The sequence below is a fragment of the Streptomyces sp. NPDC030820 genome (genome assembly GCF_055572075.1).
Window position 1 is genome coordinate 97,010 of sequence record NZ_JBVIEB010000013.1, and the last position, 18,505, is coordinate 115,514.

17 protein-coding genes are annotated in these 18,505 nt (G+C 70.5%); 3 read left to right on the forward strand and 14 right to left on the reverse strand.

Features of this window, described 5'->3' with window-relative positions; all coding sequences use genetic code 11:
* Positions 1-448: 448 nt before the first annotated feature.
* The 12 genes from ACZ418_RS31650 to ACZ418_RS31705 form a co-directional block, all read right to left on the reverse strand.
* Positions 449-1,156: a FadR/GntR family transcriptional regulator gene (locus ACZ418_RS31650; RefSeq protein WP_468369842.1), complete on the reverse strand. Its 708-nt coding sequence runs from the start codon at positions 1,154-1,156 to the stop codon at positions 449-451.
* Positions 1,147-2,160 (reverse strand): aldo/keto reductase, encoded by a 1,014-nt coding sequence (locus tag ACZ418_RS31655; RefSeq protein ID WP_468369845.1) that lies wholly within the window; start codon positions 2,158-2,160, stop codon positions 1,147-1,149. The genes ACZ418_RS31650 and ACZ418_RS31655 overlap by 10 nt, the downstream gene beginning before the upstream one ends.
* 61 nt (positions 2,161-2,221) lie before the next feature.
* Positions 2,222-3,316 carry a sugar kinase gene (locus tag ACZ418_RS31660; protein ID WP_468369848.1) on the reverse strand — a complete coding sequence of 365 codons (1,095 nt, stop codon included), beginning with the start codon at positions 3,314-3,316 and terminating at the stop codon, positions 2,222-2,224.
* The gene (locus tag ACZ418_RS31665; RefSeq protein ID WP_365324817.1) at positions 3,313-3,945 is read right to left on the reverse strand and encodes a bifunctional 4-hydroxy-2-oxoglutarate aldolase/2-dehydro-3-deoxy-phosphogluconate aldolase; all 633 of its coding nucleotides are present in this window, start codon (positions 3,943-3,945) and stop codon (positions 3,313-3,315) included. Before ACZ418_RS31665 ends, ACZ418_RS31660 begins: the two co-directional genes overlap by 4 nt.
* Positions 3,942-4,703 (reverse strand): SDR family oxidoreductase, encoded by a 762-nt coding sequence (locus tag ACZ418_RS31670; RefSeq protein WP_468369852.1) that lies wholly within the window; start codon positions 4,701-4,703, stop codon positions 3,942-3,944. The genes ACZ418_RS31665 and ACZ418_RS31670 overlap by 4 nt, the downstream gene beginning before the upstream one ends.
* Positions 4,700-5,743 carry a zinc-dependent alcohol dehydrogenase gene (locus tag ACZ418_RS31675; protein ID WP_361225802.1) on the reverse strand — a complete coding sequence of 348 codons (1,044 nt, stop codon included), beginning with the start codon at positions 5,741-5,743 and terminating at the stop codon, positions 4,700-4,702. The genes ACZ418_RS31670 and ACZ418_RS31675 overlap by 4 nt, the downstream gene beginning before the upstream one ends.
* Positions 5,740-6,177 (reverse strand): RbsD/FucU domain-containing protein, encoded by a 438-nt coding sequence (locus ACZ418_RS31680; RefSeq protein ID WP_468369854.1) that lies wholly within the window; start codon positions 6,175-6,177, stop codon positions 5,740-5,742. The genes ACZ418_RS31675 and ACZ418_RS31680 overlap by 4 nt, the downstream gene beginning before the upstream one ends.
* Positions 6,168-7,073 carry an amidohydrolase family protein gene (locus ACZ418_RS31685; RefSeq protein WP_468369857.1) on the reverse strand — a complete coding sequence of 302 codons (906 nt, stop codon included), beginning with the start codon at positions 7,071-7,073 and terminating at the stop codon, positions 6,168-6,170. The genes ACZ418_RS31680 and ACZ418_RS31685 overlap by 10 nt, the downstream gene beginning before the upstream one ends.
* Positions 7,066-8,391: an L-fuconate dehydratase gene (locus tag ACZ418_RS31690; RefSeq protein WP_468369859.1), complete on the reverse strand. Its 1,326-nt coding sequence runs from the start codon at positions 8,389-8,391 to the stop codon at positions 7,066-7,068. The genes ACZ418_RS31685 and ACZ418_RS31690 overlap by 8 nt, the downstream gene beginning before the upstream one ends.
* Positions 8,392-8,484: 93 nt before the next feature.
* The gene (locus ACZ418_RS31695) at positions 8,485-9,525 is read right to left on the reverse strand and encodes an ABC transporter permease (protein ID WP_468369862.1); all 1,041 of its coding nucleotides are present in this window, start codon (positions 9,523-9,525) and stop codon (positions 8,485-8,487) included.
* A complete protein-coding gene (locus ACZ418_RS31700; RefSeq protein ID WP_468369864.1) occupies positions 9,518-11,083 on the reverse strand; it encodes a sugar ABC transporter ATP-binding protein in 1,566 nt (521 codons plus the stop codon). The genes ACZ418_RS31695 and ACZ418_RS31700 overlap by 8 nt, the downstream gene beginning before the upstream one ends.
* Before the next feature lie 47 nt (positions 11,084-11,130).
* Positions 11,131-12,195 carry a sugar ABC transporter substrate-binding protein gene (locus ACZ418_RS31705; RefSeq protein WP_468369865.1) on the reverse strand — a complete coding sequence of 355 codons (1,065 nt, stop codon included), beginning with the start codon at positions 12,193-12,195 and terminating at the stop codon, positions 11,131-11,133.
* Positions 12,196-12,660: 465 nt separating this feature from the next.
* On the opposite strand from ACZ418_RS31705, the gene ACZ418_RS31710 reads away from it, so the two are divergent.
* Both ACZ418_RS31710 and ACZ418_RS31715 read left to right on the forward strand, forming a co-directional pair.
* The gene (locus ACZ418_RS31710; RefSeq protein WP_468369867.1) at positions 12,661-14,892 is read left to right on the forward strand and encodes an alpha-L-fucosidase; all 2,232 of its coding nucleotides are present in this window, start codon (positions 12,661-12,663) and stop codon (positions 14,890-14,892) included.
* An 840-nt stretch (positions 14,893-15,732) separates the two neighbouring features.
* Entirely contained in the window at positions 15,733-16,548 is an 816-nt protein-coding gene (locus ACZ418_RS31715; protein WP_468369869.1) for an EamA family transporter, read from the forward strand.
* Between the two features lie 38 nt (positions 16,549-16,586).
* On the opposite strand, the gene ACZ418_RS31720 is transcribed toward ACZ418_RS31715, so the two are convergent.
* Positions 16,587-17,183 carry a hypothetical protein gene (locus ACZ418_RS31720; RefSeq protein WP_468369872.1) on the reverse strand — a complete coding sequence of 199 codons (597 nt, stop codon included), beginning with the start codon at positions 17,181-17,183 and terminating at the stop codon, positions 16,587-16,589.
* Between the two features lie 115 nt (positions 17,184-17,298).
* Between ACZ418_RS31720 and ACZ418_RS31725 the strand changes: the two genes are divergently transcribed.
* Entirely contained in the window at positions 17,299-17,499 is a 201-nt protein-coding gene (locus ACZ418_RS31725; protein ID WP_468369875.1) for a hypothetical protein, read from the forward strand.
* Here ACZ418_RS31725 and ACZ418_RS31730 read toward each other — a convergent pair.
* Entirely contained in the window at positions 17,471-18,319 is an 849-nt protein-coding gene (locus ACZ418_RS31730) for a thioesterase family protein (protein ID WP_468369878.1), read from the reverse strand. The two genes, ACZ418_RS31725 and ACZ418_RS31730, sit on opposite strands and share 29 nt — an antisense overlap.
* Between the last annotated feature and the right edge of the window lie 186 nt (positions 18,320-18,505).

An 18,505-nucleotide genomic window follows, 5' to 3' on the forward strand; every position in this document is an offset into this window, starting at 1 on the left:
GGATCTCAAAAACCTGGAGAAGTTCTGCGGTTCCGCCCACGCCGCCCATCCGGACCCGGCCGGCTCGAAGGAGGCACCTGACACGCCGAAGGCATCGGGTCCTGGGAAACGCGGGCGAGGGAGTCGGCGAACAGGCGCGGTCGGAACCGGCTCGTTCTGCGCGGCGAGTTCCGTCAGGGGGTGGTGGTGTAGCCGGCTCGTGGGCGACCTCGTCGACCGCAGCCGGTAATGGATGCGTACGCCGTCACGGCGGGCGACGACCCGCGGGTCGAATGAGCGCAGTGCCGCGTTGTGCCCCTCGCGGAGGAGGCGCTGGCCGTCCTCGCCCAGGGCCGGGAGCAGAGCCTCGTGCCCAGGGGAACGCCGGGCATCGGCGTCCATGCCAGGTGCACGGACGAGCAGGCTTCACCCTTCTTGTCCGGCGTCCGTCACGATGAGGATGTGACGTCTACCGAAGGGGAGGAGCCTGGCCGGAGCGCAGGTGTTCTCTGAGCCACTGTTCGGTGTTGTTCACGTGCAGCAGTGCTGCGGCCTGACTGAGGTAGGCGTCTCGGGTGGTCAGGGCATGGAAGATCGCCTCGTGCTCGGCCAGGGTGCGGCCCGCGGCCTGGGTGTCGACCAGGCCGCGCCAGATGCGGGCCCGCAGAGTGCGGCCGGAGATGCCCTCAAGGAGGGTGAGCAGGGTCTCGTTGCCCGTGGCCGTGATGACGGCGCGGTGGAAGGCCGCGTCGTGGATGTTGAGCTGCTCGACGTCGTCACGGGCCTCGCGCATGGCGTCCAGGTGCCGCTCGACCTCGGCAAGCTGCTCGTCGGAGATCCGGGTGGCGGCCAGGGCGGTGGCTGCCGGTTCGAGGAGACGCCGCACCTCCATGAGGTCCTGCAGCGCGGAGGAGTCGCCCTGCAGCAGTTCCACCGCTCCGCCGAGCCCTTCCAGGAGAAGGCTCGGCTGCAGGCTGGTCACGTACGTGCCGTCGCCCCGCCGCACCTCCAGAACCCGCGCGACGGCCAGCGCCTTGACCGCCTCACGGGCCAGGTTGCGGGACAGACCCAGCTGGGCTGCCAGGTCCGGCTCCGGCGGCAGCTTGGAGCCCGGAGGCAGCGCACCCGTGCGGATCAGCTCGCGGATCTGCGCTATGGCCTTGTCCGTCAGAGACACTGCGAACTCCTTCCGGGATCGTTCGCCGTGGGCACGTCCGACCTGATCAGTTCTCGGGCACGGAGATCCTCCCAGAGATCTTCAGGCATCCGCTGATCGTGGAGTTCCACGTTTCGTGCAACCTGCTCGGCATTCCGCATACCGAGGGTGATGTTGATGATACTGGGATGGGTGCGCGGGAAGGCGATCGCGGCGGCGGGCAGGGTCGTGCCGTGCGCCGCGCAGACGTCGGCGATCGCCCGAGCACGGGCTACCAGGGCAGGCGGGGCGTCCTGGTAGTCGTACTTCATGCCCTCGGCGGGGCGGTCGCTGGAGAGCAGCCCCGAGTTGAACACGCCCACGGCCACGACGCTCTTGCCGAGTGCCTGCGCGGCGGGCAGGACATCGTCCAGGGCAGACTGGTCGAGGAGCGTGTAGCGCCCGGCCAGCATGACCAGGTCGGCCGCGGTCTCGCGCAGGAAGCGGGCCAGCATGGCCGACTGGTTCATACCGGCGCCGATCGCGCCGATCACCCCCTGGTCGCGGAGGTCCGCGAGGGCCGGCATGGCCTCCTCGGCGGCTTGCCTCCAGTGGTCGTCGGGGTCGTGCAGGTAGACGACGTCCAGGCGGTCCAGGCCGGTGCGTTCCAAGGTCGCCTCGATGGAGCGGAGCACTCCGTCACGGCTGAAGTCCCACTGCCTGCGCAGGTCGTCCGGCACCACGAAGCCCTCGGTGTCGATGCCGCGCGGCTGCTCGTTGGGAACGAGCAGGCGGCCGACCTTGGAGGAGACGGCGTACGTATCGCGTGGACGGTCCCGCAGGGCGGCTCCCAGGCGGCGCTCGGAGAGACCGAGCCCGTAGTGCGGTGCCGTGTCGAAGTACCGGATGCCGGCCTCCCAAGCCGCCTCGATCGCGGCCTGCGCGTCGTGAGGAGGGGTGACGCGGTAGAGATTGCCGATCACGGAGGCCCCGAAGCCGAGTTCCGTGAGCTCGACGGGGGTGTCCGTGATCTTCCGGTATCGCATGGTCCGATGTGTCACCTGTGCTCCTCTGCTGGTGCGGTTCGGTACGGCGGCCGAGGACCGGTCATCGTCTGACGGCGGCCGAGCCACCTGCCATGAGTGCCTCGACCTCGGTGAGTGAGGCCATGGAGACGTCGCCGGGCGTGGTCATGGCCAGTGCGCCGTGGACGGTGCCGTAGGCCAGAGCGCGTTGCAGGCCGACGGCATCGAGGTTCGCCGCGGGCCTGGCGCGAGCCGCCGAGCCGCCCTCCTCGCCGTCGCCCGTCAGCAGTCCGTAGATCAGTCCGGCCGCGAACGCGTCGCCGGAACCGATGCGGTCCAGGACGTGCAGGCCGGGCATGTCGGGGCCACGCACGCAGCCGGTCCGGGCCGACCAGGCGGCCGAGGACCAGTCGTTCACCCCGGCCGAGGGCACTGTGCGCACGGTCGTCGCCAGCACCTCAGCCTGGGGCAGGCGTCCCGCGACCTCTGCGAGTGCGTCCTGCACCTCGTCCTCCTCGACCCGCAGCGCCCCTGGGTACGGTCCGGCCAGGCCCAGGGCACCCACGACGACATCGGCGTGCCGGGCGAGCCGCAGGTCGACCTCGCGGGCGGCGTCGGCGCCGCCCCGGCCGGCCCACAGACTCGGGCGGTAGTTGGGGTCGTAGGAGACCGTCACGCCGTGCCGCCGCGCGGCCGCCATGGCCTCGTCCGCGACGTCCACAGTGGTGTCCGACAGACCGGCGAAGATGCCGCCGGTGTGGAACAAGCGGGGTCCCGGGGAGAAGACCGCGTCCCAGTCGACATCCCCTTTGCGTAGCTGCGAGACGGCTGTGCCCGCGCGGTCGCTGACGCCCAGTGCGCCCCGGATGCCGAAGCCCCGCTCCACGAAGTTCAGCCCGTTGCGGGCGGTGCGGCCGATACCGTCGTCGGACACCCAGCGGATCAGGGAGGTCTCGACTCCGCCCTGGAGGATCAGGTCCTCGGCAAGCCTCCCCACCGCGTTGTCGACCAGGGCGGTCACGACGGCCGTGCGCAGGCCGAAGCAGCGGCGCAGTCCCCGCACGACGTTGTACTCGCCGCCGCCTTCCCAGACCTGGAAGGTGCGGGCGCTGCGGATCCTGCCCTCGCCCGGGTCGAAGCGGAGCATCACCTCGCCGAGGGCCACCACGTCGGTCACGTCGCGCTCCTGTGTACGGCCTCGGCGGTCAGCCGGCGGATCTCCTCGTACTCGCCCCGTTCCAGATGGGCGGCGGTGGCCATCCAGCTGCCGCCGACGGCGAGGACCGCCGGGTCGGCGAGGTAGGCGGTCATGCGGTAGGCGTCGATGCCGCCCGTCGGCACGAACCGGGCCTGCGGGAAGGGCGCCGCCAGGGCTCGCAGCATCGGGATGCCGCCGAGCGGCTCGGCGGGGAAGAGCTTGACGGTGTCGAGGCCGGCCCGCAGCGCGCGCATCAGCTCGGTGGCGGAGGCGATGCCGGGTACCACGGGTACCCCCAGCTCGCCGCACCTGGCGACGACTGCCTCGTCGAAGCCGGGAGAGACGACGAAACGGGCCCCGGCCGCCACGGCCAGGTCCACCTGCTCGGGCGTGAGGACCGTACCGGCGCCGACCGTCAGCCCGCCGTGGGCGGCCATCGTCCTGAGTACCCGCTCGGCGTCGGGGGTGCGGAAGGTGACCTCGGCGCACCGGGCGCCGCCCGCCGCAAGCGCGTCGGCCAGCGGGCCGGCGGTCGCGGCGGAGGGCACGGTCAGCACCGGCATGACGCGGGCGCCGGCCAGTACGGAGGCCAGGTCGGTGTCACTCATCGGCCGAGCCATCCGCCGTCGACGGGCAGGACGGTGCCGTGCACGTAGGCGGCGGCGTCCGAGGCGAGGAACACCGTGGCACCCGCGAGGTCGTCGGCGCTGCCCCAGCGCGCGGCCGGGATGCGGTCCAGGATGGCCTTGCTGCGGACGGGGTCGTCCTGCAGAGCCTGGGTGTTGTCGGTGGCGATGTAGCCGGGCGCGATGGCGTTGACGTTGACGCCGTGCGGGGCCCACTCGTTGGCCAGGGCCTTGGTCAGACCGGCGATGCCGTGCTTGGCGGCGGTGTAGCCGGGGACGGTGATGCCGCCCTGGAAGCTGAGCAGCGACGCCGTGAAGATGATCTTCCCATGGCCGCGTGCCACCATCGCCGCGCCGACCGCCCGGGTCAGGGCGAACTGCGCGTTGAGGTTGACCTGCAGCGCCAACTCCCAGTCCGCGTCGGTGTGTTCGGCGGCCGGGGCGCGGCGGATCGTACCCGCGTTGTTGACCAGGACGTCCACCGGCCGCTCGCGCCCGGCGAGGTCCGCGCCCAGGGCCCGAACGGCGGCGGGATCGGCGAAGTCGGTGCGGATCGCCTCGAAGGTACGGCCCGCGGCGAGAACGTCCTTCTCCACGTCGCTGCCGGACTCCTCCAGCGAGGCGCTGACGCCGATGACGTCCGCGCCGGCCCCGGCGAGGGCGCGGGCCATGGCCCGGCCGATGCCGCGCCGGGCACCGGTGACGACCGCGAGCTTCCCGGTGAGGTCGAAGGCGTTCACTGGATGGCTCCCTGGGCGTCGTCGGTGCAGTCCACGAGGATCTTCATCACGTCACCGCCGCCCTCCAGGGCCTCGAATGCGGCGGGCGCCTCGGTGAGCGGCACCACCTTGCTGATCAGCCGCTCAGCCGGGATCGTGCCGTCGGCGACCAGGGCGACCGCCTTCTCGAAGTCGGAGCGGTCGTACAACCGGGCGCCGACGAGGGTGAGTTCACGCCAGAAGAAGCGGTGGAGGTTCACCTCGCGGGGCCGGGGGTGGATGGCGACCAGGCACAACCGGCCGCGCACGCCGAGAACCTCGACGGCGGTGTCCACCCCGCCTTGCGCGCCGGAGACTTCGAAGGCGACGTCCGCACCGGCGTCGCCGGTCCACTGCCGGACCAGCTCGGGCATGTCGTCGGCGCCCGGATCCCAGGTGACCAGCCCCAATTCCTCGGCGAGCCGCCGCCGGTGAGGGCTCAGCTCGACCACCCGGACGTCGGCTCCGGCTGCCCGCGCGACCAGGGCGATCAGGACGCCGACGGGGCCGCCGCCGACCACGACGGCCTTCTCGCCGTCGCGGACCTGGGCCCGGCCGACGTCGTGCACCGCGACCGCGGTGGGCTCCACGAGGGCGGCGTGGTCCAGGGGGAGGGAGCCGGGCAGCCGGATGAGAGTCGAAGCGGGCACGGTCCAGCGCTGCTGCATCGCGCCGGGGGAGTCGATGCCGATGAAGTCGAGGTGCTGGCAGATGTGTTGGTGTCCGGCGCGGCAGGCGGGGCAGGTGTCGTCCCAGCGCAGCGGCATCACGGTGACCGCGTCCCCGGGCGACCAGCCCTCCACTCCTGCACCGACCCGTACGATCCGGCCGGACATCTCGTGCCCGAGGACGGCGGGCACGGCGACCCGGGCGTCCATGTCGCCGTGGAAGATGTGCAGGTCGGTGCCGCAGATACCGACGTAGGCGGGGGCGATCTCCACCTGGCCGGGGCCGGGGGGCGGGCTCTCGGCGGGCGCGGTGTCCAGGGTGCGGGCGGCGAGGTAGCGGACTGCGAGTGTCATCGTGTTGTCAGGGTCCCTTCAGAGCGGACGCCGATGGTCAGCAGCAGGTTGGCGTAGGTCCGGGTGTCGGCGGTGACGATGGCGAGGGCCAGGTCGGGTGAGCGGGCGGCGTCGTAGAACTCGAAGCGGCCGAGCGTCTCGACGGGGACGGGCGCCAGCATCGAGCGGTACTCGGCGATGGCCGGCGGCTCCGGCTCGCCCTCGGGCGGCACCATCACGTGCGCCGACTCGACAGGCAGAGCCCGCAGCAGGACGTCGAGCACGGTGGTGACATCCAGCAGCCCCGGCGCCAGGTTGAGATGGACGGTTCTGGCGCGCTCGCCGGTGGCGGTGCTCGCGGGGTAGTGGCCGTCGGCGAGCAGCACGCGGGCGCCGTGGCCGGCTCCGGCGAGGGATTCGAGGATGCCGGGATGCAGCAGTTCGGTCAGGAGCACCGGGATGTTCCCTCCTTCGGATCGGTGCGCTGGAGTCTGTAGAAGTCGGTCGCGGTCTTGGCGAGGACCGCATCGGTCTCGCTGTGGGAGCAGCCGGCCAGGAGTTCCTCGACGGTGGCGGCCCACCGGTTCCAGCCGCCGGCGAGGACGCAGACCGGCCAGTCCGAGCCGAACATCAGCCGGTCGGGGCCGAAGGCCGCCAGCAGGACCTCCCACACCGGCCGGATGTCGTCGACGGTCCACTTCTCGTGGTCGGCCTCGGTGACCAGGCCCGACACCTTGCACCGCACCTGGGGATGTGCGGCCAGCCGCCGCACGCCCCGCTCCCAGTCGTCCAGGTCGTGCCGGGCGATGGGTGGTTTTCCGGCGTGGTCGAGGACCAGGGGAAGGCCGGGGAGGCGTTCCGCCAGGCGGATCGCCTGGGGGAACTGGTGGCTGCGTATGAGCAGGTCGTACCCGAGGCCCCGTTCGCCCACCGCCCGCAGTCCCCGCTCCACCGAAGGCTGTTGCAGCCAGGCGGCGTCGGACTCCCCCTGGACGAGGTGACGTACGGCTCGCAGATAGGTACCGCCGGGTCCGGCGCGCAGTGCGTCGAGTACGTCGCCGATCGCCGGGGACGTGAGATCCGCCCAGCCGACGACCGCGCCGATGAGCGGGTCGCCGTCGGCGAGGGCGAGGAACTCGCGCGTCTCGTCGACCGACGTCACGCACTGGACGAGCACCGTGCACTCCAGCCGCCGACCTGCCACGGTCGCGGTCGCGGCCGTGCGCAGGTCGGCGGTGCCGAAGCTGCGGCGGATGGGCTCGTGACCGGGCTCGTCCAGCCAGGGCTGGGGGCGGTGGCCGAGATTCCAGACGTGGTGGTGGCAATCCACGAGTTCGGGGGTGTCAGACACGGGCGGACCAGACCGGGCCGTCGGGATACGCGTGGTCCTTGAGGGAGTCCGGGTGCATCTGGGCGCTCAGGCCGGGCAGAGCCGGCGCGAGGTAGTGACCGTCCACGATGCGCACCGGGTCGACGAAGTGCTCGTGCAGGTGGTCGACGTACTCGATGACCCGGTCCTCGACGGTGCCGGAGACGGCGACGTAGTCGAACATCGACAGGTGCTGGACCATCTCGCACAGGCCGACACCGCCGGCGTGCGGGCAGACCGGCACGCCGAACTTGGCGGCGAGCAGGAGGATCGCGATGTTCTCGTTGACGCCGCCGACCCGCGCGGAGTCGATCTGCACGATGTCCACCGCGCCGGCCTGCAGAAGCTGCTTGAAGACGACCCGGTTGGCGATGTGCTCGCCGGTGGCGACCTTGATGGGCGCGACGGCCTTACGGACGGCCGCGTGGCCGAGGATGTCGTCGGGGGAGGTGGGCTCCTCGATCCAGTACGGGTCGTAGGGGGAAAGGGCGCGCATCCAGTCGATCGCGGGGGCGACATCCCATCTCTGGTTGGCGTCGACGGCGATGCGGATGTCCGGGCCGACCGCCTCGCGGGCCACGCGCATGCGCCGTACGTCGTCCTCCAGGGACGCGCCGACCTTCAGTTTGATCTGGGTGAAGCCGTCGGTGACGGCCTCGCGGGCCAGGCGGGCCAGTTTCTCGTCGGAGTAGCCGAGCCAGCCGGGCGTGGTGGTGTAGCCCGGGTAGCCACGCTCCAGCAGACGCGCGATCCTCTCCTCGCGGCCCGGTTCGGCACGGCGCAGGATGTCCAGCGCCTCCTCGGGCGTGAGCGCGTCGCTGAGCCACCGGAAGTCGACCTGCGCGACGAGCTCCTCGGACGACATCTCGGCCAGGAAGCGCCAGACGGGCCGGCCGGCGCGCTTGGCGGCGAGGTCCCAGGCGGCGTTGACGACGGCTCCGGTGGCCATGTGGATGGCGCCCTTCTCGGGACCCAGCCAGCGCAGTTGGGGATCGTGCACGAGCGAGCGGGAGAAGGCCCCGAGGTCGCCGCAGACTTCTTCCACCGAAAGGCCCACCACGTGCGGGGCGAGGGCCGCGATGGCGGCGGCCTGTACGTCGTTGCCGCGTCCGGTGGTGAAGGCGAGCGCGTGGCCTTCCAGTCCGTCGCCGGCGTCGGTGCGCAGGACCACGTACGCGGCGGAGTAGTCGGGCTCGGGGTTCATGGCGTCCGAGCCGTCGAGGTGTTCGGAGGTAGGGAACCGCACGTCCAGGACGTCCAGGGCGGTGATGCGGGCGGATGAGGGCACGGTGGCGGACATGGCGGCAACTCCTGTGAGAGGCAAGGGGATTCGGTCCCCTTGCGACGAGACATGAACGCGGCGGAGGTCGGGCGGCCGGTGGGGCCGCCCGGATCACTCCTGGACCTTGCCGCCGGTGATGCGGGAGATGGCGAGGGCGACCAGGATGATCAGGCCGTTGAGAGCGCCGATCCACTGGGCGGGGACGCCCGCCAGCGTGAGCACGTTCTGGATCATGAAGAGCAGCAGGATGCCGCAGAACGCGCCGAACATGGTGCCCTTGCCGCCGTTCAGGCTGATCCCGCCGATGACGGCAGCGGCGAAGACGGTGAAGATGTAGCCGTTGCCCTGCGCGGAGGCGACCGAGGCCAGGCGTCCGGACAGCATCAGTCCGGCGAGGGCGGCGAGCACGCTGCCGGTGACGATGACGATCCACAGCACCCGGTCGGTACGGATGCCGGCCGCCTTCGCCGCGTCGACGTTGCCGCCGATGGCGTACAGGGAGCGGCCGAAGCTGGTCCAGCCGAGCACCACGATCGCGATCGCGAACAGGGCCAGACAGATCCAGATGGAGGCGGGCATCCCGAACCATTCGGCAGTGCCGGTGTAGAGCATCGAGTGCGGCAGCTGGAAGAAGGTCTGGCCGCCGGAGATGCCGGTGAGGATGCCGCGCAGGACGATGAGCATGCCGAGGGTGACGATGAAGCCGTTGAGGCCGAAGCGGATGATCAAGAGGGCGTTGATCACGCCGACGAGTGCGCCCACGGCGAGGGTGACGGGGATGGCCCAGGCGCCGGGGAGCAGGCCGAGTCCGTGTCCGGCGCCGGCCGGGACGACCAGCCAGGCCGCGACTCCGGGCGCGAGGCCCATGGTGGACTCCAGGGACAGGTCCATCTTCTTGACGATCAGGATCATCGTCTGGGCGAGGACCAGCAGGGCCATCTCGGACATGGTCTGCAGGACGTTGATGAGATTGTCGGCCTGCAGGAACACCGGGTTGACGATCTGGCCGACGATGGCGATGACGACGATCGCGGGGACGAGGGCGAGGTCGCGCAGGCGGGCCAGGGGTATCCGGCCGCCGAGCAGCGCGGTGCGCCTGGGCTTGGGTTCCATGGCCTTGGCGGCTACGTCCGCGAGGACGGTTTCAGGCATTGAGGTCCACTCCTTCCATCGCGGCCACGAGTTCGTGGTCGTGCCAGCCGCGGGCTATCTCTGAGGTCACCCGGCCCTGGAACATCACCAGGACCCGGTCGCACATGCGCAGGTCGTCGAGTTCGTCGGAGGCGATGAGCACTCCGGTGCCGGTTTCCGCGGTCTCCTCGACCTTGCCGAGGAGGAACTCCTTGGAGCGCACGTCCACGCCCGCGGTCGGGTTGATCAGGACGAGCAGCCGGGGGTCGTCGGCCAGGGCGCGGGCCATGACGACCTTCTGCTGGTTGCCGCCCGAGAGCGCGGAGACGGGCAGCTCGGGTCCCGGGGTCTTGATCGCCAGCTTCTCGATCATGTTGTCGGCGAGCCGGTCCCGTCGGGCACGGCTGAGAAAGCCGTTCCTGCCGAGCCGGTGAGAAACGGACAGCGTGGCGTTGTCCGCGATCGACATGTCGGGCACGAATCCCTGATGGTGCCGGTCCTGCGGGACGAACCCGGCGCCGGCGGCGAGCGCGGCGGGCACGCTGCCCGGCCGGGGCCGCCGCCCGGCGATCTCCACCACGCCCGCCTGGGCCGCTCGGAGCCCTACGACGGTCTCGGCGACCTCGGTACGACCGCTGCCGGCGGCACCCGCGAGTCCGACGACCTCCCCGGCGCCCACCTGGAAGGTGACATCACCGTAAGCACCGTCGCTGCCCAGCGCCTGCACGGACAGCGCGGGCGTGGCGGTGCGGTCGAGGGTGCTCGACCGCACCTGCAGCCGGTCGACCGCCGCCTCGCCGGTCATCGCGGCGACCAGCTCGGTGCGGGGGAGCTCCGCGACCGGCGCGGTCACGATGTGCCGGGCGTCGCGGAACACCGTGACCATGTCGCAGATCTCGTAGACCTCCTGGAGATGGTGGCTGATGAACAGAAAGGTCACGCCCTGGCGCTGCAGGTCCCGGATCCGGTCGAAGAGCCGGTTGATGGCCGCCCCGTCGAGCTGGGCGGTCGGCTCGTCGAGGATGATGAACCGGGCGCCGAAGGACAGCGCCCGGGCGATCTCCACGAACTGCCGCTGCTCCACGCTCAGATCGCCGGCCGAGGTCTGCGGGTCGACGTCCACGGACCACGTCGACAGAAGCTCCTGCGCCCGGCGGCGCACACCCTGCCAGCTGATGAGCCGGCCGCGGCCGTGGTCGTGCCGGTTCAGGAAGAGGTTCTCGGCGACGGTCAGGGTGGGGATGATCGTCGACTTCTGGTAGACGCAGGCCACGCGCTCTCGCCAGGCGTCGCGGTCCGCGAGTCGTGGTGAGGGGCTGCCGCCGAAGGTGACCGTTCCCTCGTCGGGGGCCTGGAGTCCGGTGAGGACGGACACGAGGGTGGACTTGCCGGCGCCGTTGCGGCCGACGAGCGCGTGGGTCTCGCCGGGCCTGATGGTGATCCGGGCGCCGTCGAGGGCGACCGTCGGACCGAATCGTTTGACTATGCCCGTCGCCTCGACGACGGGCGGGCCCGCCTGGGACCGTCCGTCGTCCGCCGGGGCGGGCGCGGGGCTGACTGCTCGCTCCCCGTCGCTCATCACAACCGCCTTGTTTTCGTTAGCCGTTGGGTTGCTGGCAGGGCAGATCAGCCGAGGTTGTTGCCCCACAGGGAGGTGTCGTTGCTCTTGACGCTGGACACGCCGCCGTAGGTGCCGCCGTCGCCGGTGACCAGGGGAGCGGAGAGCTGGTCCTCGAGCAGACCGTCACGGACCTGGATGATGGTGCTGTTGTGGTCGGTCTTGCCGGGCTTGAACGTCTTGCCGTCGATCGCAGCCTTCACGTAGTACAGGGCGTACTTGGCGTAGAGGTCGGCCGGCTGCGAGACCGTGGCGTCGATCTTCCCGGCGGCTATGTCCTTCAGTTCCTCGGGGATACCGTCGTTGGACACGATGAAGACGTGCTTCTTGTCCTTCGGGTCGACCAACAGGCCCTTCTGCTTGAGCACCTGGAGCGTGCCGGACAGTGCGAAGCTGGACTCCATGTAGACGCCCTTGATGTCCGGGTTGGCGGTCAGGTCGGTCTGGAGCTTCTGCGCGGCGACCGCGCCGTCCCAGTTGGTGGCCTCGCCGAACACCTTGATGCCGGGGTAGTTCTTCTTCATGCAGTCGTTGAACGCCTCGGTGCGATCGCGGCCGTTGATGGAGTCCAGCCCGCCCTCCAGCATCACGACCTTGCCCTTGCCGTTCAGCTTCGTGCCCAGGAACTGGCAGGCCTTCTCGCCGTAGGCGCGGTTGTCGGCCCGCACCACCATGAACACCTTGCCGGTGTCGGGGCGAGTGTCCACGGTGACGACCGGGATCTTCTTCGCCTCCAGCTGCCCCAGCGTCGGTGCGATGGCGGCGGTGTCCTGCGGAGCCATCGCTATGCCCTTGACACCCTGGCTGATGAACGTCTGCACGTTGGCGGTGAGCTTGGCGACGTCGTTCTGCGAGTTGGTGGTCTTGAGGGACAGGCCGAGCTTCTTGCCGAACTCGGGCGTGTACTTGATGTACGAGTTCCAGAAGTCGGTGTCGGAACGCGGGTAGTCGACACCGACCTGCGGCGCGTCGCTCGACGTGGACGCGGTGCCCGAGCCGCTGCTGCACGCGCCGAGCAGCGCCAGGGCGGACAGGGCTGAGGCGGTGGAGCAGAGAGCAGTTCTGAGTCTCACGGATACTTCCTCGCGCTGGTCCCGGAGCGGGAGATGGTTTCCAGGGCGACAGCTGTGTGCCGCCACTTCGAAGAGATGGGATGTATGTATAGGCGGCGACCGAGGGTGCTGTCCAGGTGTCGGGAGAAAATGCTGGAAACGGGGTGGGTGTGGAGCTCGCGGTGATGGCCCGGGGCTGAATCAATCCCATCAATGATGCGCACTCGTGATGCGCTGACGGCTTGTCAGTGGACTTCCGTTGTGTTGGCGCGTCCTTCGAGTGGCCCGCAAACATTCCATGTCTGGCGCCTGACAATAGGGTGATAGCGCCCATATACGACAAAAGTGCGAGTCAAGGGAGTGCTTTCATCCCTGCACGCCTGTTGACATGAGTGCGTCACATGGTCGAACTTCGTGCGTAACCTCCGGCGCCCCGGAACCGTGGGCGTCGTGTGTCCCCTCGTCCCCGACTTCCCGGATGTCCTTATGCCGAGTTCTCTCAACAGACGCCAGTTCCTGTCGGCCGCCACATGTGTAGCGGCGGCAGCCATCGCCGGCGGCGGCCTCGGAGCCGGCGTCGCACAGGCGGCACCGAGCACCTACACGCCCGACTGGACCTCGGTCGACCAGCACCCGCCGGCCCCGGAGTGGTTCCAGGACGCGAAGTTCGGGATCTACTTCCACTGGGGCGTCTTCAGCGTTCCCGCCTACGACAACGAGTGGTACCCGCGCAACATGTACATAGCCGGCAGCGCGGCCAACCAGCACCACATCGCGACCTACGGCGACCCGTCCGTGTGGCCGTACCACAACTTCATCAACGGGGCGAAGGACCTGGCCGGGAACACCGTGCAGTTCGCACCGAAGCTGAAGTCGGCGGGCGGCAACTTCGACCCCGACGAGTGGGCGCAGCTGTTCGTCGACGCGGGAGCGAGGTTCGCCGGACCGGTCGCCGAACACCACGACGGCTTCTCCATGTGGAACAGCCAGGTCAATGAGTGGAACTCGGTCGCCAAGGGCCCGAAGCTCAACCTGCTGCAGCTGTTCACCACGGCGATCCGGGCCAAGGGGCTCAAGCTGCTGGTCGCCATGCACCACGCGTACCACTACAACGGCTTCTACGACCACGTCCCCGCGCAGTCGGACCCGAGCCTGCAGAAGCTGTACGGGCAGCTGAGCAGGACGCAGGAGAACCAGCTCTGGTACGACAAGCTCAAGGAGGTCATCGACCTCGCCCAGCCGGACATCCTCTGGCAGGACTTCAAACTGGACGCGGTCGACGAGACGCAGCGCCTGAACTTCCTGTCCTACTACTACAACCAGGCCAACGCCTGGGGCCGCGAGGTCGTCGCCACCTACAAGGACGGGTTCGACAACAAGGGTGAAATCTTCGACTACGAGCGCGGCGGCCCCGCCGACCTGACCGCGCCGTACTGGCTCACCGACGACAGCATCTCCAACTCCAGCTGGTGCTACACGCAGGGCATCGGCTACTACAGCATCAAGCAGATGCTGCACGCGTTCATCGACCGGGTCAGCAAGAACGGCAACATGCTGCTGAACATCGCGCCGATGGCCGACGGCACCATCCCCCAAGCACAGAAGGACATCCTGCTCGGCATCGGCGACCACCTGAAGCGCTTCGGCGAGTCGATCTACTCGACCCGCGCCTGGACGGTGTACGGCGAAGGCCCGACGAAGATGGGCGGCGGCGCCTTCACCAATCCGACGGCCGGCACCGCGCAGGACATACGCTTCACCCAGAACAAGGCCAACAACGTCCTGTACACCACCGTCCTGGGCTGGCCGGGCAGCTCACTGACGATCAAGACCCTCAGCTCGGACCGGATCAACCTCTCCTCGCTGACCTCGGTGAAGCTGCTCGGCTCCACCGCCGGCACCTACATCGACCTGCCCACACCGGTCCAGAACTCCTCCGGCCTCACGGTCACCCTGCCCGCCTCTGCGCCGTACAGTGCCAACGCCTACGTTCTGAAGCTCTCTTTCTCCGGCACCATCCCAGGCATGCTGCCGCTCGCCGGCGCCGTCGCCTTCGCGGACGTCAACTACACCGGCAGCTCAGCCACGTTCACCCTCGGCGACTGCACCGCGGCCGACCTGACCGCGGCCGGACTGGGCGCGCGCACCATCTCCTCCCTCCGTCCGAACCCCGGCTACCAGGTGATCGGTTACTCCGGAGACAACTTCACCGGCACCTCATGGACCTTCACCGCCGACAACCCCGACCTCAGGGTCACCGGCAACAACGACCAGATCACCTCGCTGAAGGTCCAGTTCAACCCGTCGACGTACTTCCGGCTCACCAATGTCACCGACGGCCTTGCCCTGGACAGCGGCGGTAACGTCGCCTCCGGGTCCAACCTCAAGCAGTGGACCTGGGACAGCAGCCCCAACCTCCAGTGGCAGGCGGTCGAGGTGGGCAGCGGCTTCTACAAACTGGTCAACCGCACCAACGGCATGGTCGCCGACGGCTGGGGCGCCACCGCCGACGGTTCAGCGGCCAGGCAGGCGCCGTGGAACGGCGGCCCGAACCAGCAGTGGAAGATCACTCCCCGGGGCGGCAACAGCTACTCGATCGCCAACCGCACCAGCGGCCTGGTTCTCGACGGCGGCGGCAACGTCGCATCGGGCTCGATCACCAAGCAGTGGACCTACGGAAGCAGCACCAACCTGCTGTGGACCTTCACGGCTCTGTGACCCTCGCACCCGCATGACAAGCGGCTGCGGCGGGCGCGCTCCGGGGACCGGGGACTTCCGGTCGCCGGACGTCTCGTACCGGCCGAGCTCGGTCAGCTGCAGCACTTTGGTGGCCCTGGCGACCACGCGGGTATGCCCGGCGGCGGTCACCGGAGTGTTGCTGCCGGCGGCGACGACGCGGGCGACGCCTTCGTAGCCGTATGTGCCATACCCCAACCCGGGCGGCGCGTGCGGAGCATCGCGCTCCGACCGCCTCACCCCCGGCACATCCAAGCCACCATATGCGCCCGCAGCACCCGCAGCGCAGTCCGTCCCCGCTCCCCGCGCCACGGCGTGGTCTCGATGCGATCGCGCAGCGCGGCGAGAACCTCGTGTGCGTCGTGTCGCGGCAACGCCCTGGTAGTCGACGCCCCTGTTTCTCGGCGCACGCCGGTTTCAGAAAAGGAGTTCGCCCTGCGCCACCTCGACCGTATCGTCAGTGGTCAACTCGCCCCACCGACATGAACCGCACGACGGGCGGATCGGTGCAGGCGACGGTGAAGAACGAGTGCGGGGGTCGGGTTTGGCGTCCAGGCGCGCTGAGCGGGTGGCGCCGGGGGCCGTGCCACCCGCCCCACCCGTTGATCATCGACGGGTCGCCGACCTAGGCTGCGAGGACAGCCGTACCGGGAGCCGATAACCATCAGCCAGTACCCGACCCCTCGGGCGCGCGCCGCCCTTGCCCTCGGCCGTGGACTCGGCGCCGTTCCGGCCCCGGGGCTCGTCCTCGGCGGGATCCTCGGACTGCAGGGCGGGGCCGCGCTGACGACCCGGCTCTACCCCGCCGTGGGACCGGCCGGCGTGGTGACCCTGCGGCTCGCGATCGCCGCGCTCGCCCTCACCGCACTGTGGCGGCCCCGGATCCGCGGCGACCGCGCCGGTCTCGGCATCGCGGTCGGCGCCGGAACGCTGCTCGCCGTGCACCACCTCGCATACTACGAGGCGGTCGCCCGCATTCCCCTGGGTGCCGCCACCACCCTGGAGTTCCTCGGCCCCTTCGCCATCGCCCTGTGCGGTTCGCGCCGCGTCCCCGACCTGCTGTGGGCAGGTCTCGCCGCCGCCGGCGTCCTCCTGCTCAGCGGCAGCGGTACGGCCCTGGACGCCACCGGCATCTACTGCGCCGCTGTCGCCGGGTGCTGCTGGGGCGGATACATCCTGGTCGGCAAACGGCTGGCCGAACGCGTCCCCGACGGCCGCGGCCTCGCGCTTGCCGTGACCTGGGGAGCGCTGCTCAGCCTGCCGTACGGCATTACCCAGGCCGGCACCCGCCTCCTGGACCCCGGCACCTTTGCCGTTGCCGCTGCGGTCGCCATCCTCTCCAGCGTCGTGCCCTACACGTTCCAGCTGGAGGCCCTGCGCCGGCTGCCGCCGCGCGTCTTCGGGGTGCTGACTAGCCTGGAACCCGCCGTCGGCGCACTGATCGGACTGCTGCTCCTGGGGCAGCACCTCGCGATGGCCCAGTGGGCGGGGGTCGCGGCGGTGGGACTGGCTTCGTCGGGGGCGACACGTACGGAGAAGCCGGCGGGCGGGACACCGGCCGCCGACACTCCGACCTGGCCGCTCGGGACGGACGGTTCGCCCCACTGTGGATGGTCCGGTCCGGACTGCCAGGAGTGAGCGCGCGGCGGCCACCCGGGTGAGCGCCGCCAGCCCGGTCACCTCATGCGCTCGGCGGTCGCTGCCCGTGCCCTCAGCATCGCGGCCTCCCGGTGTGCGCCCCGTTGGTCAAGGATGCGGGCCCGGTACTCCATGGCGTACGCGTCGCCCAGTTCCTCGGCCCGCAGATACGCGTGTACGGCCTGCGCCTCACGGCCCCGGTCCTGGAAGGCGACACCCAGCGCGGTGATGGGGTAGGCCTGTTCCTGGGCGAGGATCGCCGGTGTCCAGCGGTCCACCGTGGCCTCGTCGCCGCGCTCCAGGGCCTGTCGGACCAGACCGAGCATGGCGTCGGGATCGCCGAGGGCGGCGGCGCGTTCCCAGATCACCTGAGCGCGGTTGGTGTCGCCCTCCTCGGTGTGCAGGGTGCCCAGATTGAAGCCGGCCGTGACTTCTCCGGCCTCCCAGGCCCTGGTCCACCAGTGCAGCGCGCCGGCCCGGTCGCCCTGCTGGTACAGCACGGCTCCCCAGGCCGTCATCGCGTCGACGTCACCGCGTTCCGCCGCCGTCCTGACCCGCGGCACCGAGCCGGCGACGATCCGGCCCTCGGCGTCGAGCTCCAACACCGCCCGTCGGCGGAACCAACGACGTATCACGCACACTCCAGTCGACACAGCCCAGCGGCGCGGCTTCCGGTGCCGCGGTCGGCGATCAGGGGCCGATGATGCCAAAGCCCCCGTCGCGGGTCGCGGGCGGCCCGGTCCCGAGGACATGGGGGCCGCCGTACGGCCGGGGGACACCGGCACCGTCGTCCGTACGGCGGGTGAGTTCGTGGACTGGACCGCCACCCGGCCCCGCGAGGAACTGGCCGTGCCCTTCATCCTCGTGCGGGACGGACCGGCTTCAGCGAGGATGCCGGGCGCTGGACGGTGCGAGCGTGCGGTCACCGACCCGGAAGCGGCCGTACCGTGAGCGTCTGCTGGGCCTGGCCGACGGGGCCATGGACGTCGTGGAGGACACTGCTGGTGAGGCCCTGGCCGGTGGGGCCGAAGGTGACCGTGGTGTCCAGGCCGACCCAGCGGCCCGCCGGTTGCCGGTGCAGATGGATCGTCAGGTCGACATTGGGGAACATCCACTCGGTCGGCGGCCGGCGTACGGCGATGCCGTTGGCCGTGTCGACGAGGGCGACATAGGAGGCGACCGGGCTGCTGGGCTCGCCGGCGACGAGGTCGAGGTCCGTGGAGATCCAGACGGAGCCGCGGCCCGGCTCCGAGGGGGTGACCGGCCGGACGTCGACGGACGCGCAGTGGCCGCCGGGCCAGAGCGAGGCCAGGGACTGACCGGCGAGTCCGTCCGGCGGGGTGAGGCGCGCCTCGGCGCCGCCGGCCACGGCGCTGGTGTCCACCTCGGTCAGCAGCCAGGCGCGGGCCCGTACCACCGGCCGGTCCGCGATGCGTACGACCGCTTCGAGCAGTTCTATGGTGCGGCCGGGCCGGATCGACTCCACCTGGATCTCGCACTCGTCCAGGGCGAGGCGCCCCAGGATGTCGAAGCTGATCCTGGACAGGAGCAGTCCGCTCGGCGGGCGCTCGGCGCGGTACTGGTCGATCGCGTGGACCACGAGTCCGCCGAGCGGGCTGAAGTGCATCTCGTCGGTGTCCCACGCGCCGCTCGCGTGCGGGGTGGGCTTGTAGCGGTACCGGTCTATGCGCTCGAAGTAGCTGGCGGCCAACGGGTGCCTCTCCTCGGGGGTCCGTGCACGGGGCGTCGAGCAGGTCGTTGCACAGTACATCCGTGGCCGCGACCGGTTCACGGGCCGGTCTTGATCGTCTTCATGGTCCCGCTCACCCCCACCGCCAGGCCGGCCCGGGGGGGGGGGGGGGGGGGGGGGGGGGGGGGGGGGGGGGGGGGGGGGGGGGGGGGGGGGGGGGGGGGGGGGGAGGGGGGGGGGGTGGGGGGGGTGGGGGGGGGGTCCACG

What these genes read in the sequence shown, in the direction of transcription:
- ACZ418_RS31675 (WP_361225802.1), bottom strand. Translation starts at nt 5,743, where the DNA reads ATGACACTCGCAGTCCGCTACCTCGCCGCCCGCACCCTGGACACCGCG.
- ACZ418_RS31655 (WP_468369845.1), bottom strand. Translation starts at nt 2,160, where the DNA reads ATGCGATACCGGAAGATCACGGACACCCCCGTCGAGCTCACGGAACTC.
- ACZ418_RS31730 (WP_468369878.1), bottom strand. Translation starts at nt 18,319, where the DNA reads ATGTACTGTGCAACGACCTGCTCGACGCCCCGTGCACGGACCCCCGAG.
- ACZ418_RS31725 (WP_468369875.1), top strand. Translation starts at nt 17,299, where the DNA reads ATGGGGGCCGCCGTACGGCCGGGGGACACCGGCACCGTCGTCCGTACG.
- ACZ418_RS31695 (WP_468369862.1), bottom strand. Translation starts at nt 9,525, where the DNA reads ATGCCTGAAACCGTCCTCGCGGACGTAGCCGCCAAGGCCATGGAACCC.
- ACZ418_RS31700 (WP_468369864.1), bottom strand. Translation starts at nt 11,083, where the DNA reads ATGAGCGACGGGGAGCGAGCAGTCAGCCCCGCGCCCGCCCCGGCGGAC.
- ACZ418_RS31665 (WP_365324817.1), bottom strand. Translation starts at nt 3,945, where the DNA reads ATGAGTGACACCGACCTGGCCTCCGTACTGGCCGGCGCCCGCGTCATG.
- ACZ418_RS31690 (WP_468369859.1), bottom strand. Translation starts at nt 8,391, where the DNA reads ATGTCCGCCACCGTGCCCTCATCCGCCCGCATCACCGCCCTGGACGTC.
- ACZ418_RS31710 (WP_468369867.1), top strand. Translation starts at nt 12,661, where the DNA reads ATGCCGAGTTCTCTCAACAGACGCCAGTTCCTGTCGGCCGCCACATGT.